Origin of the sequence: Mesorhizobium caraganae, assembly GCF_016836705.1 — a bacterium.
GTDB lineage: Bacteria > Pseudomonadota > Alphaproteobacteria > Rhizobiales > Rhizobiaceae > Mesorhizobium > Mesorhizobium caraganae.
In genome coordinates this window covers 1,267,363-1,280,226 of the sequence record NZ_JAFCGY010000001.1, presented here as the reverse complement: position 1 = coordinate 1,280,226, position 12,864 = coordinate 1,267,363, and the positions used below count along the sequence as shown (strand labels likewise).

The following is a 12,864-nucleotide window of genomic DNA, read 5'->3' as shown; positions in this document are numbered from 1 at the left end:
GTCGATGCGCTGCAGGCACTCGGCAAAGGCGTCGTTCTTCTTGGTGAAGCAGATGCTATGGCCTGTTGGGCCGGCCTGATTGCCTACGACGCCGACGCACTTGCGGCATTATGCCGGCGGTTCACCTGGCCCGGCCGCCCGGCGATCGACAGCCGCGTCTCCTGCTTCGTGCGCTCGGCCACCACCTTGCCTCTAGCAACGACGCAGAGCCGTTCGGCGCGCAGGCGCAAGGCCTCTATCGGGTTGCCGGCGTCGAGGATGACGAAGCTGGCGCGCTTGCCCACGCTAAGGCCAAGATGATCGAGGCCCATGATGGCGGCGTTGACGTTGGTGACCATGTCGAAGCAGCGTGCCATGTCGGCCGGGCTCGACATTTGCGCGACGTGCAGGCCCATGAAGGCGACGTCGAGCATGTCGGCGGTGCCCAGCGAATACCAGGGGTCGAGCACGCAATCCTGGCCCCAGCCGACACGGATGCCGAGCGCCAGCATCTCTTTCACCCGGGTCAGGCCACGGCGTTTGGGGAACGTGTCGTGGCGGCCCTGCAGCATGATGTTGATCAGCGGATTGGGGATCGCCGACACACCGGCCTCGGCGATCAGCGGTAGCAGCTTGGAGACATAGTAGTTGTCCATCGAATGCATCGATGTGAGGTGCGAGCCGGCCACTCTGCCCTGCAAGCCGAGGCGCTGCGTCTCATAGGCAACCTGCTCGATGTGGCGCGACAGCGGATCGTCGGTCTCGTCGCAGTGCAGGTCGACCATCAGCCCGCGTTTTGCCGCGATTTCGCACAGTTCGGTGACCGAGCGCGTGCCGTCGGCCATGGTGCGTTCGAAATGCGGGATGCCGCCGACGATGTCGACACCCATGTCGAGCGCGCGCAGCGTGTTCTGCAGCGCCGTCGGCGAGCGGTAGTAGCCGTCCTGCGGGAAAGCGACCAGTTGCAGGTCGATATAGGGCGCGACAATCTTCTTGACGTCGAGCAGCGCCTCGACCGCCAGCAAGCGGTCGTCGCAGACATCGACATGGGTACGGATGGCGAGCAGCCCCATCGAGACCGCCCAGTCGCAATAGGCTAGCGCCCGCTCACGCACGGCATCATGCGTCAGCAGCGGCTTCAGCTCGCCCCACAGCGAAATGCCTTCGAGCAGCGTGCCCGAGGCGTTGATGCGCGGAATGCCGTAGGACAGCGTCGCATCCATGTGGAAATGGGGGTCGACGAAGGGCGGCGAGATCAAATTGCCATGGGCGTCGATCGCCGTGCCGGCGCTGACGTTCAACTTTGGCTCGATGGCGACGATCGTCTCGCCGACAATGCCGAGATCGGCGATAGTGCCATCAGGCAGCGTTCCGCCGCGCACAACAAGGTCGAAATCCATCTGTCGTCATCTCCCTGCAGATTGAGCGCCCTATCGTCGTGATGGGCACCCCTCTTTTCCAAAGGTTCCATCCGGCGGCAACTCGCTCTATAAGCCGCCAGTCGCCCCCGTGGCGAATCCGAAATTCGTCTCAGTCAGGCATGGGATCAACCATTGTTTCGCTTCTTCCGTTCGACGGAAAACCAGCGCCTCATCACGAGGCTGGTCAGGGAATCCTTCCACGAGCACAAGTTTGGCTATGCCGCCGCGATCGCGTCGATGCTGGTGGTGGCCGCCATGACCGGCGCCAGCGCCTGGATTCTTCGCGAGATCACCAATGAGTTCGTGATCTACAAGAGGCTCGACCGCGTCAACCTGATTGCCGGAGGGGTCGCCGCGATCTTCGTCTTCAAGGGCATCGCCAACTTCGTGCAGTCCTACTTTATGAGCCGCGTCGGCAACAGCATCATTGCCGACCGGCAACGCAAGATCTACGACCGCATTCTGGCGCAAGGCATAGAGTTCTACCATTCGACCTCGTCGTCGGAGCTGATCACCCGCATGACCAACAATGCGCAGGCAGCGCGCAACGTGCTCGACCTCGTCGTCACATCCTATGTGCGCGATCTGGTGACGATGATTGTGCTGGTAGGGGTGATGGTATGGCAGCAGCCGGCACTGTCCCTGATCTGCTTCGTCATCGGCCCCGTAGCCATTTACGGCGTCAACCACATCCTGAAGCGCGTGCGCAAGATCGCCGCGCAGGAATTCCGCTCGCTCGGCCAGATCGTGCAGGTGATGCAGGAAACGGCAGTGGGCGTGCGCGTTGTGAAGTCCTTCGGCCTCGAAGGCGCGATGCGCAAGCGCATGTACAAGGCCGTGTCGGACGTGGAGACCCGCGCCAACAACATCGCGACGCTGGAGGCCGCCACCAGCCCGGTAATGGAAACGCTTGCCGGGCTGGCAATTTCCGGCTCCGTCCTGGTCAGCGGCTTCCTGGTTCTGGGTGGGGGCCAGATGCCGGGCAACATCATGGCCTTTATCGCAGCGCTGCTCTTGGCCTACGAACCGGCCAAGCGCCTGGCGCGCGTACGCATCTCGCTGGAAACCGGCATTGTCGGCGTGCGCATGATGTTCCAGCTTGCCGACAGGCCGCTGACGCTGGCCGAGAAGCCCGATGCAAAGCCGCTGCAGACGGGTCCTGGCGAGATCCGTTTCGACAATGTCAGCTTCGCCTACCCCGAAAGCCAGCCAGTGTTCGAGGGACTGGACCTGACGCTTGCCGCCGGCCAGATGACGGCCCTTGTAGGGCCCTCGGGCAGCGGCAAGTCGACCATCCTCAACCTGATCATGCGCATGTACGACCCACAGATCGGCAGGGTGATGTTCGATGGCCAGGACATCTCCGACGCCACGCTCGCCTCGGTCCGGGAGAAGATTGCCTATGTCAGCCAGGACACGTTCCTGTTTGCCGGCACGGTGATGCACAACATCCGCCTCGGCCGCCAGGACGCGACCGACGACGAGGTGATCGCCGCCGCCAAGGCCGCCAATGCGCATGACTTCATCAGCGCCATGGCCAAGGGTTATGACACGGATGTGGGCGAAAACGGCGCGCTGCTTTCAGGCGGCCAGCGCCAGCGCATCTCGATCGCGCGCGCCATGCTGCGCAATGCGGAGATCCTGCTGCTCGACGAAGCGACCAGTGCGCTCGACGCCGAATCCGAGGCGCTGTTCCGCGATGCGCTGCAGCAACTGACGGTCGGGCGCACCACGATCGTCATCGCCCACCGCCTGTCGACCGTGCACCAGGCCGACACGATCGTGGTGCTGGAAGCCGGCAAGGTGGTGGAAAGCGGGGCGCATCGCACGCTGCTCAACCAGGGCGGGCTGTACCAGAAGCTTTACGAGTATCAGCTGATGCCGTGAGGGGCGGCTTCTCCTTCTCCCCCCGTGGGAGAAGGAAAAAACCTCACTCCGGCACGTGCCGCACTGCGCCCTTGTCGGCGCTGGTGGCGAAGGCGGCGTAGGCGCGGAGCGCCGTCGTCACCTTGCGCTTGCGCTTTTCCTCGGGCTTCCAGGCCAGGGCTCCCTTCGCCTCCATGGCAGTGCGCCGCGCGGCCAGTTCTGCCTCGCTGACCGCCAGATGGATGGTGCGGTTGGGAATGTCGATCTCGATCGTATCGCCTTCCTGAACCAGCCCGATCGTGCCACCTTCCGCAGCTTCCGGCGAGGCATGGCCGATCGACAGGCCTGACGTGCCGCCGGAGAAGCGGCCGTCGGTGACCAGCGCACAGGCTTTGCCGAGGCCCTTCGACTTCAGATAGCTCGTGGGATAGAGCATTTCCTGCATGCCGGGACCGCCACGCGGTCCCTCATAGCGGATGACGACGACGTCGCCGGCCCTGATTTCGTTGGACAGGATCGCCTTGACCGAAGCGTCCTGGCTTTCGAACACCCGCGCCGGGCCGATGAATTTCAGGATCGATTCGTCGACGCCGGCGGTCTTCACGATGCAGCCGTCGAGCGCCAGATTGCCTTTCAGCACGGCAAGGCCGCCGTCTTTCGAGAACGGCGTCTCCGCCGAGCGGATGACGCCTTTCTCGCGGTCGAGATCGAGCTCGTCCCAGCGGCGATCCTGGCTGAAGGCGACCTGCGTCGGCACGCCACCGGGTGCGGCGAGGAAGAAGTCGCGAACGTTCTGGCTTGTCGTGCGGGAAATATCCCAATGGTCGAGCGCTTCGCCAAGGCTCGCCGTATGAACGGTCGGCAGGTCGCGGTTGAGCAGCCCGGCATTGTCGAGCTGGCCGAGGATGGCCATGATGCCGCCGGCGCGGTGGACGTCTTCCATATGCACGTCGGATTTGGCCGGCGCCACCTTGCACAGCACCGGAACCCGCCGCGACAGCCGGTCGATGTCTTCCATGGTGAAGTCGACCTCGCCCTCATGCGCGGCCGCCAGGATGTGCAGCACGGTGTTGGTCGAGCCGCCCATGGCGATGTCGAGCGTCATGGCGTTTTCGAAGGCGCCCTTGGAGGCGATGCTGCGCGGCAATGCCGTCTCGTCATCCTGCTCATAATAGCGCTGGGCGAGATCGACGATGAGATGGCCAGCCTCGACGAACAGGCGCTTGCGGTCGGCGTGGGTCGCCAGCGTCGAGCCGTTGCCCGGCAGCGACAGGCCGAGCGCCTCGGTCAAACAATTCATCGAATTGGCGGTGAACATGCCGGAGCAGGAACCGCAGGTCGGGCAGGCCGAGCGTTCGATGACCTTGACGTCCTCGTCGGAGATCTTGTCGTCGGCGGCCGCAACCATGGCGTCGACCAGGTCGAGCGCCTGCGTCTTGCCGGCCAGCACCACCTTGCCGGCTTCCATCGGCCCGCCTGACACAAAGACGGTCGGGATGTTGAGGCGCAGCGAGGCCATCAGCATGCCAGGCGTGATCTTGTCGCAATTGGAGATGCAGACCATGGCGTCGGCGCAGTGCGCATTGACCATGTATTCGACGGAATCGGCGATCAGCTCGCGTGACGGCAGCGAGTAGAGCATGCCGTCATGGCCCATGGCGATGCCGTCATCGACGGCGATGGTGTTGAATTCCTTGGCGACGCCTCCGGCCTTCTCGATCTCGCGCGCCACCAGTTGGCCAAGGTCCTTGAGATGCACATGGCCGGGCACGAACTGGGTGAAGGAGTTGACCACCGCAATGATCGGCTTGCCGAAATCCGAATCCTTCATGCCTGTGGCGCGCCACAGGCCGCGGGCGCCGGCCATGTTGCGGCCATGGGTGGTGGTGCGGGAACGATAGGCGGGCATGGATATTCCTTAGCTGGATGGCTGCGCCCAGTGCGGCGCGTGGCAGCGCTGAATTTGGATCGCAGGGTTTATAGACCGCCAAGTATGGTCTGGCCACATTTTTGCAATGCGCCAGATTCTCGTAAAAAACGGAGTTTGCGAAAAAAATTGCGGCCAGTGTCGGATCGCCTGCTGGGCGCGCGTCCTTTGGTCAACGGCAGGGGAATGGCACCATTTCTAGAGTCAGCCGTTTCATCCGTAACCGCAACCAAAACATCCCGAGGAGCTCGACATGCAAAAGATCACCACCTGCCTGTGGTTCGACGGCCAGGCCGAAGAGGCGATGAATTTCTACGTCTCCATCTTCAAGAATTCGAAGGTGCTGAGCGTTCTGCGTTGGCCCGAGGGTCACGCCGATGCGGGCAAAGTGCTGTTGACCACGTTCGAGCTCGACGGCGTTCCGTTCCAGGCGCTCAATGGCGGACCGCAATTCAAGTTCAACGAGGCGATGTCGCAGTCGATCGACTGCAAGACCCAGGAAGAGGTCGATTATTTCTGGGAGAAGCTCACCGAGGGCGGCGAACCCGGCGTCTGCAGCTGGCTGAAAGACAAGTTCGGCGTCTCCTGGCAGGTCGTGCCGGAGCAACTGCCGCGCCTGCTTCTGGATCCGGACCGGGCCAAGGCCGGGCGGGTGATGTCGGCAATGATGCAGATGGGCAAGATCGACATTGCGAAGATCGAAGCGGCGGCCAAGGGGTGAGAAGCGGTCCGCGTAGCGGACGAAAAGCCAATTGCTTGGCTTTTCGAGCTTCGAACGGTGAAGACCCGGTCCGCCTTCGGGCGGATCAAAAGGTCCGGTGGACCTTTTGAAGGGGCTGAACGCCCGAAGGGCTGGGAGCCTGCGAAGGGCCGGGCGGCCATTGAGGTCGGCGCCGCCCCTCCGCCCTTCGGGCACCTTCTCCCCGTGAACGGGGAGAAGGACAGGTCAGCGCTCACGCCGCCTTGTCGCGGACCTGATAGTCCTTGATCGTCGCGAAGCGGATCGCCTTCCAGCGCTCGGCTTCGTAGTTCAGCGAGAAGGCGTGCTGGGCCAGGAACACCGGGTCGTTGTCGAGGTCGCGGGCGATGTCGCCGCGATGGGCCTCGATGAAACGAAGCGTCTCGGCCTTGTCGTTAGCCGATATCCAGCGGCAGACGGAAAAGCGCGACATCTCAAATTCGACCGGCAGGGTGTATTCGAAATTCAGCCGTTCCTTCAAAACGTCGAGCTGCAGGGCGCCGACGACGCCGACGATGGCCGGTGAGCCATCCTCGGGCGAAAACAGCTGCACGACGCCCTCCTCGGCCATCTGATGCAGCGCTTCCTTGAGCTTCTTGGCCTTCATGGCGTCGCCCAGGCGGACGCGGCGCAGGATTTCCGGGGCGAAATTCGGCACGCCACGGAACAGGATTTCCTCGCCCTCGGTCAGCGTGTCGCCGATGCGCAGCGTGCCGTGGTTGGGGATGCCGACGACATCGCCGGCAAAGGCCTCGTCGGCGGTGACACGGGTGCGGGCGAAGAAGAATTGCGGCGCCGACAGGCTCATCGGCTTGCCGGTGCGCACCAGCTTGGCCTTCATGCCGCGCTCGAGCTTGCCGGAGCAGACACGCACGAAAGCGATGCGGTCGCGGTGGTTGGGGTCCATGTTGGCCTGGATCTTGAAGACGAAGGAGGTCATCTTCTCCTCGGTCGCCTCGACCTTGCGGGTGTCGGCCTCCTGCGCGCGCGGCGACGGCCCGAAGGCGCCGAGCGCCTCGATGAGGTCGCGCACGCCATAATTGCGGAGCGCCGAGCCGAAATAGACCGGCGTCAGATGGCCTTCGCGAAACGCGTCAATATCGAGAGGCCGGCAAGCCTCCCGCGCCAGCTCCAGTTCCTCGATGAAGGCTTCGCGCTCGTTTTCCGGCAAAAGGCCGGCGACGCGGTTGGAATCGGGACCGTTGACCGGCGTGCGCTCTTTTTCCGCATCGCCCTTGCGCACGGCGTTCAGCGCAAGGTGATAGGTGCCGGCAAACGTCTTGCCGCGGCCGATCGGCCAGGTAATGGGGGCCGTGTCCAGCGCCAGCTTCTGCTCGATCTCGTCCAGAATCTCAAACGGGTCGCGGCTTTCGCGGTCCATCTTGTTGATGAAGGTGATAATCGGGATGTCACGCAGCCGGCAGACCTCGAACAGTTTCAGCGTGCGCGGCTCGATGCCCTTGGCGGCGTCGATGACCATGACCGCCGAGTCCACCGCCGACAGCGTGCGGTAGGTATCGTCGGCGAAATCCTCGTGGCCGGGCGTGTCGAGCAGGTTGAAGACATTGTCTTCATACTCGAAAGTCATCACCGAGGTGACGACCGAAATGCCGCGCTCGCGCTCGATCTTCATCCAGTCGGACCGGGTCTGGATACGGTCCTTCTTGGCCTTGACCTCGCCGGCAAGCTGAATGGCGCCGCCGAACAGCAGCAGCTTTTCGGTGAGCGTCGTCTTGCCGGCGTCGGGGTGGGCGATGATCGCGAAAGTGCGGCGGCGCGCCACTTCCTCTTGTATTGCTTCAGGCATTCTCTGGGATTTCCGTGTGACAGGCCGGGCTTCTAGCAGCGCAGTGTCGGGCTGTCGACCGGTGCGGCGGCGCGGACGCCGCCGCATTGCTTCAGGCCAACTCGCTCATGCGGCTCGCCCGAACGACCTCCGGAAGCCAACCGGCAATGGCATGGCCAATCGCATCGGCGTGATCTTCCTGCAAATAGTGCGCGCCAGGCCCGAGATTGATGAACCGGCAGTTTTTCAGCCCGGCCGCGAATTCGCGCGCAGCCTGCGGCGCAATCAGCGCGCCGGGATCGCCAGCAAACAGGAGTTTCGGGTAAGTGGACAGCCGCAACGCGCGATGGTCGTGCTCGCTGATGGCGGCAACGTCGGCGGGCTGGCCCTCGATCGGCAATTCCCTGGGTAAACGCAGCACCGGTTTGCGCGATTGCGGCGTCGGGAACGGCGCCCGGTAGGCAGCCATCTCCTCGTCGCTCATTGTGCGCAACACCGAGGCCGGCAGCACCTTTTCGACGAAGACATTGTCGTCCAGGACGAGCTTTTCGCCGACGCCGGGCGTGCGCAACGCCTTGAACAGCTCGCGGGCCTGCGGGCGCTGGTGAAAATCCTCCCAGCGCTCGAAAGGCCGGATGAACTCCATGAAGGCGAGGCCCAGAATGCGCTGCGGCCGCCGTGCCGCGAGATGGAAGGCCAGTGCCGTGCCCCAGTCCTGCGCGACAACCACCACATCCCTGATGTCGAGCGCCTCGAGGAAAGCGTCGAGATAGCGGACGTGATCGAAGAAGCGATAGTCGATATCGGGCTTGCCGGACTGACCGTAGCCGATCAAGTCGGGCGCGACGCAACGGCCAAACGGCGCGATATGCGGGATAATGTTGCGCCAGATATGGGATGAGGTCGGGTTGCCGTGCAGGAACAGCACGGTAGGACCGGGTGCGCCAACCTCGACATAGGAAATGGTCGAATCGAGCACCGCGATCTGCGAACGTCGCGCTGCGGCGACGCCAGCTTGAGGCAGGTCGGTTTTCGAACTCATGGGGTCGTCTCCTTTGCGAACACTGTGCTGAAGATGATTTTCTTGAACCGCTCGAGCGGCTCCGGACTGCGCTCGACCTTCATGCGCAGCATGGCGCCCTGCCAGGACGACAGCAGGAAATCGGCGAGGTCCTCAGGATCGAATGCGTTGGTGATGTCGCCGGTTGCCTGCCCCTCGGCGATGCAGGCCGCGAAGGGCTGGCGCCAGCGTTCGAAAATAGCGACCAGCCGCAGCCTGAGCGGCTCGCTGTGAACAGCCGTCTCCAGGCTGAGATTGCCGATCATGCAGCCGCGCGCCCAGTCATGTGCCTCAAGCTTCGAAGTGATGACATCGAGGTAGCGTCGCAGCCTGCCTGTGGGAGGCGTGCCATCCCGCGCCAGGGCCGCTTCGACCAGCCCGCTGACATAGGCGAAATACCGCTCCAGCACCTCGCCGGCGAACTCCTCCTTGGAGGCAAAATGGTTGGTGAAGGAGCCCGGCCGAGCATCGGCCGCGGCAACGATGTCGCGAATGCCGGCTGCGGCATAGCCGGAATTCCAGATGGTCTGGAAGCCTGCATCGAGGAGTTTTTCGCGGAGTGATTGTCTAGCCATGGCGAAATAATACGTACGTACGTATTTATGTCAAGCACGCAAGTTTGCATTGGCAAAAGCCACCACAAAATGGCAGGTGGCAGAACTCATCGGCAACAGGACGGAGGATAGCGTGGCGAAGCAAATCGTCGTCATCGGCGCGGGCATTATCGGCGCTTCGATCGCCTGGCATCTGACAAAGGCCGGCGCACGAGTCACCATCGTTTCCGAGAGCGGCGCAGGCGGGGTCGCCACACCCAATTCCTTTGCCTGGATCAACGCCAGCTGGGGCAACCCCGAAGTGTATTTCAGGCTGCGCACCCGCGCCATGGTCGAGTGGAAACGGCTGGCAAACGAGTTGCCCGGCCTGCCGCTCGCCTGGTGCGGCGGGCTGTGTTGGGATCTGCCTGCCGACAGGCTCGAAGCCTACGCGGCCGAACACTCTTCATGGGGCTACGGCATCGAACGCGTTGACGCCAAACGGGCGACGCAAATCGAGCCCAACCTCGTCGAGCCGCCTGAATTTGCTGTTTACGTCGCGGAGGAAGGCGTGGCTGAGCCGGTTGCGACGACCAAGGCGCTGTTGGCGGATGCGGAGCGGCAGGGGGCGAAAATCATCACCGGAGCTGTCACGGCCTTGGTGCATTCCAATGGCAAGGTCTCCGGCGTGGAGATTTCCGGCCGGCGGATTGCCGCCGACGAGGTGGTGATCGCGGCTGGCACCGGCGCCCCGGCCATTGCTGCCACCGCCGGCATCAAACTGCCGATCGAGACGCCGCCCGGCCTGATCGTCCACTCTCGGCCATACAAAAAGCTGCTCAACGGGCTGGTGCATGCCGAAAAGCTGCATATGCGCCAGACCGCCGAGGGTCGCATCATCGCCGGCTCGGATTTCGCGGGCGGTGATCCTGGCGACAACCCTGACGCCACGGCGCGCGAACTGTTTGCGGCGGCGAAGGCAGCCTTGCGCGGCGCCGACGGGCTGGAGCTTGATTTCCACACGGTCGGTTACCGGCCGACGCCGACCGATGGCTTTCCGATCGTCAGCCGCGCCGAGGGCATGAATGGCCTTTACGTCGCGGTCATGCATTCGGGCATCACGCTGGCACCGGCGGTTGGACTTTTCGCCACACGCGAAATCCTCGATGGCGAGCGCGACCCGCTGCTGGCCCCCTACGGGCTGGAGCGTTTCGCTCAATAGCCCGGCGGCCGGCGAAAGCCACCGGTGAGCGGTTCGATTGCTCTGGCGATACCGAGCAGCCGCGCTTCCGACCAGCGCGCGCCAACCAGCTGCAGGCCAATGGGCAGGCCGTCGCGGTCCTGCCCGCAAGGCAGCGAAAGGGCCGGATGGCCTGAGTAATTGAAGACCGCGCCATAGGCCGGCAGCATCCAGTAGCTTTGCTCTTTGCCGTCGACCTTGATCGATGTGCCGGGTTCGCAATGCGGAAAGGCCGTGGTCATGGCGACCGGGCACAGCAAGGCATCGCAATTTTCGAAGAACCTGTCCCAGGCGAGGATGGACCTGTCACGGCGGGCGAGCGCCTCGAACCAGCGGGAGACCGGCGTCGGCTGTTCAGGCGGTTCGGGTTGCGCGGCCTCCAGCATCATGCCGATCAGCGCGCCGCCCTGCTCCAGATCGTCGAGCAGATCGAGCTTCGGAAGTTTTGCCGGCTCGACGATCGCACCCGCCGCCTGAAGCCGCTTCGCCAGAGCGTCGACGGCAGCGCTGATCTCGCTGGCCACCGGAAAGCCGGGAATGGACGGCGCCACAGCGATGCGGAGCGACTTGAGATTGACCTCCAGGATGGCCTCGACCGGCACCGGCGCGAGGTCGGTGTCGGCTCCATCGGGGCCGGCGATGATCTTGTAGATCAGCACCAGATCGTCCACCGAGCGGGCCAGCGGGCCGAGGCAGGACATCAGCCGCACGCTACGCGCGACACCGCCCGGATCGGGAAAGGCGCCGGCCAGCGACACACGGTGCTCGGTCGGCTTCAGGCCATAGACGCCGCAGAAAGCGGCAGGCAGGCGGATCGAATCCTGCATGTCGGTGCCGACATCGAACGGCGTCATCCCGGTCGCCACCGCTGCCGCGGCGCCACCGCTCGAGCCACCGGCGGTGCGGTCGAGGTTCCACGGATTGCTGGTGCGGCCGAACAGCGGATTGTCCGACTGCCAGTCGCCCAGCATGGTCGCGACATTGGTCTTGGCCGTGAGAACGCCGCCGGCAGCCTTCAATCGGGCAACGACCGGGCTGTCCTGCCGCGCCACATAGTCGGCGAAAGGCGGGAAGCCGACGGTGGTCTTCATACCTGCCGTTTCGTGCATGTCCTTCAAGGTGAAGGGCACACCATGCAACGGACCGAGCGCGTCGCCGCGCGCCAATGTCGCGTCGGCCTCTTTTGCGCGCTCACGAGCCCCTTCACGGTCGAGATTTATGACGGCGTTGACAGCTTCGTTGTGCCGGTCGATCTGCGCCAAATGCGCGTTAAACGCTTCGACGGCGGATATTTTTCGCGCAGCGATTGCGGCGGCAAGGTCGGTGGTCGAGGAGAAGACGAGGTCCATGACGAATGCTCCGGCTGCTGTCCCGCGTATAACGGCTTGAAGCCAAGTTCAGCATTTCTAGGCCAGGTAGCGCTTGATCGGAATTGCGCTAGCCGGTTCGGTCGAGGGGGGCGCGAAGGAATGCGGCCTAGATTGGCTTAGACGACCAGCGCCAACCTTGCCGACGCCGGAACAAACGGCCGAATCGCCATGCCATCACCTGTAATGGTGACGAAACTCGCCGGCGGAATGGCCTGCCAGTCGCCGCCTTCGCGGTCGAAGGGTTCGGACACGATGCAACGGCCGCCATTGCGAACCGAAGTGTAGAGCGTCGGTGCGTGGGCGTCGCTCGCATAACGCACCGCATAGAGCGCCTGCCCATCGGAAAAGGCGGCGGTGAGTTTCAGGGACGGCTCAAGGCCAGCGCGGCGTGAAGCCTCGATGACGCGGGCGGTGGCGCGCGACACGGCACCTTGCGGATCCCCGGCAAGATCCTCGTCGATCATCAGCAGGAAAAACAGTTCGGAATCGGTGGTGCCTTCGCGCTGGTCGAAGACGGCATCGGAAAGCGAATTTTCCAGCGCGCGGCGGATTTTCTCGAAGCCGCCGATCTGGCCGTTGTGCATGAACGACCAGTTGCCGGAGATGAAGGGATGGCAGTTCATGCGGCTGGTGGCGCCGCCGGTCGATGCCCTGACATGGGCGAGGAACAGGCCGGATTTGATCTGCCGGCACAGGCTTTTCAGATTGGGGTCCGACCAGGCCGGCAGGATGTCGCGGTAAAGGCCGGGCTCGGGCCGCTCGCCATACCAGGCGAGACCGAAACCATCGCCGTTGGTCGGCGACTTGGCTTCCTGGGCGCAATGGCTCTGCGCGATCAGCGAGTGACAGGGCGCGGTGACGATGTCTTCGAGGAAGACTGCTTCACCGAGATAGGCCGCCCATCGGCACATCGCTTTGACCGTTTCTAGAGCATGATGCCGAA

10 protein-coding genes are annotated in these 12,864 nt (G+C 63.7%); 3 read left to right on the top strand and 7 right to left on the bottom strand.

Features of this window, described 5'->3' with window-relative positions; all coding sequences use genetic code 11:
• Positions 1 to 83 precede the first annotated feature (83 nt).
• Complete coding sequence (locus JQK88_RS06215; RefSeq protein WP_203277765.1) at positions 84 to 1,379, bottom strand: amidohydrolase family protein; 1,296 nt, start codon at positions 1,377 to 1,379, stop codon at positions 84 to 86.
• A 153-nt stretch (positions 1,380 to 1,532) separates the two neighbouring features.
• On the opposite strand from JQK88_RS06215, the gene JQK88_RS06210 reads away from it, so the two are divergent.
• On the top strand, positions 1,533 to 3,287 hold the full coding sequence (locus tag JQK88_RS06210) for an ABC transporter ATP-binding protein (RefSeq protein ID WP_192249714.1): 1,755 nt from the start codon (positions 1,533 to 1,535) through the stop codon (positions 3,285 to 3,287).
• Positions 3,288 to 3,330: 43 nt separating this feature from the next.
• On the opposite strand, the gene ilvD is transcribed toward JQK88_RS06210, so the two are convergent.
• A complete protein-coding gene (ilvD, locus tag JQK88_RS06205; protein WP_192249710.1) occupies positions 3,331 to 5,175 on the bottom strand; it encodes a dihydroxy-acid dehydratase in 1,845 nt (614 codons plus the stop codon).
• Positions 5,176 to 5,446: 271 nt separating this feature from the next.
• Between ilvD and JQK88_RS06200 the strand changes: the two genes are divergently transcribed.
• Entirely contained in the window at positions 5,447 to 5,914 is a 468-nt protein-coding gene (locus JQK88_RS06200) for a VOC family protein (protein ID WP_192249707.1), read from the top strand.
• Positions 5,915 to 6,146: 232 nt separating this feature from the next.
• Here the strand turns inward: JQK88_RS06200 and JQK88_RS06195 are convergent, their stop codons facing one another.
• The 3 genes from JQK88_RS06195 to JQK88_RS06185 all read right to left on the bottom strand — a co-directional run bounded on the left by JQK88_RS06195 (position 6,147) and on the right by JQK88_RS06185 (position 9,353).
• The gene (locus JQK88_RS06195) at positions 6,147 to 7,739 is read right to left on the bottom strand and encodes a peptide chain release factor 3 (protein WP_203277764.1); all 1,593 of its coding nucleotides are present in this window, start codon (positions 7,737 to 7,739) and stop codon (positions 6,147 to 6,149) included.
• A gap of 91 nt (positions 7,740 to 7,830) precedes the next feature.
• A complete protein-coding gene (locus tag JQK88_RS06190) occupies positions 7,831 to 8,760 on the bottom strand; it encodes a haloalkane dehalogenase (protein WP_192249701.1) in 930 nt (309 codons plus the stop codon).
• Positions 8,757 to 9,353, bottom strand: a complete 597-nt coding sequence (locus tag JQK88_RS06185) for a TetR/AcrR family transcriptional regulator (protein WP_203277763.1) — start codon at positions 9,351 to 9,353, stop codon at positions 8,757 to 8,759. The genes JQK88_RS06190 and JQK88_RS06185 overlap by 4 nt, the downstream gene beginning before the upstream one ends.
• 112 nt (positions 9,354 to 9,465) lie before the next feature.
• Here JQK88_RS06185 and JQK88_RS06180 point away from each other — a divergent pair, with 112 nt between their 5' ends.
• On the top strand, positions 9,466 to 10,533 hold the full coding sequence (locus JQK88_RS06180) for an NAD(P)/FAD-dependent oxidoreductase (RefSeq protein ID WP_192249696.1): 1,068 nt from the start codon (positions 9,466 to 9,468) through the stop codon (positions 10,531 to 10,533).
• Here JQK88_RS06180 and JQK88_RS06175 read toward each other — a convergent pair.
• Together JQK88_RS06175 and JQK88_RS06170 are read right to left on the bottom strand one after the other, a co-directional pair.
• Positions 10,527 to 11,900 carry an amidase gene (locus JQK88_RS06175; RefSeq protein ID WP_192249693.1) on the bottom strand — a complete coding sequence of 458 codons (1,374 nt, stop codon included), beginning with the start codon at positions 11,898 to 11,900 and terminating at the stop codon, positions 10,527 to 10,529. The genes JQK88_RS06180 and JQK88_RS06175 overlap by 7 nt on opposite strands.
• 137 nt (positions 11,901 to 12,037) lie before the next feature.
• Positions 12,038 to 12,832: a class II glutamine amidotransferase gene (locus JQK88_RS06170; RefSeq protein WP_203277762.1), complete on the bottom strand. Its 795-nt coding sequence runs from the start codon at positions 12,830 to 12,832 to the stop codon at positions 12,038 to 12,040.
• Positions 12,833 to 12,864: the final 32 nt, after the last annotated feature.

What these genes read in the sequence shown, in the direction of transcription:
- JQK88_RS06215 (WP_203277765.1), bottom strand. Translation starts at nt 1,379, where the DNA reads ATGGATTTCGACCTTGTTGTGCGCGGCGGAACGCTGCCTGATGGCACT.
- ilvD (WP_192249710.1), bottom strand. Translation starts at nt 5,175, where the DNA reads ATGCCCGCCTATCGTTCCCGCACCACCACCCATGGCCGCAACATGGCC.
- JQK88_RS06200 (WP_192249707.1), top strand. Translation starts at nt 5,447, where the DNA reads ATGCAAAAGATCACCACCTGCCTGTGGTTCGACGGCCAGGCCGAAGAG.
- JQK88_RS06195 (WP_203277764.1), bottom strand. Translation starts at nt 7,739, where the DNA reads ATGCCTGAAGCAATACAAGAGGAAGTGGCGCGCCGCCGCACTTTCGCG.
- JQK88_RS06190 (WP_192249701.1), bottom strand. Translation starts at nt 8,760, where the DNA reads ATGAGTTCGAAAACCGACCTGCCTCAAGCTGGCGTCGCCGCAGCGCGA.
- JQK88_RS06185 (WP_203277763.1), bottom strand. Translation starts at nt 9,353, where the DNA reads ATGGCTAGACAATCACTCCGCGAAAAACTCCTCGATGCAGGCTTCCAG.
- JQK88_RS06175 (WP_192249693.1), bottom strand. Translation starts at nt 11,900, where the DNA reads ATGGACCTCGTCTTCTCCTCGACCACCGACCTTGCCGCCGCAATCGCT.
- JQK88_RS06170 (WP_203277762.1), bottom strand. Translation starts at nt 12,832, where the DNA reads ATGTGCCGATGGGCGGCCTATCTCGGTGAAGCAGTCTTCCTCGAAGAC.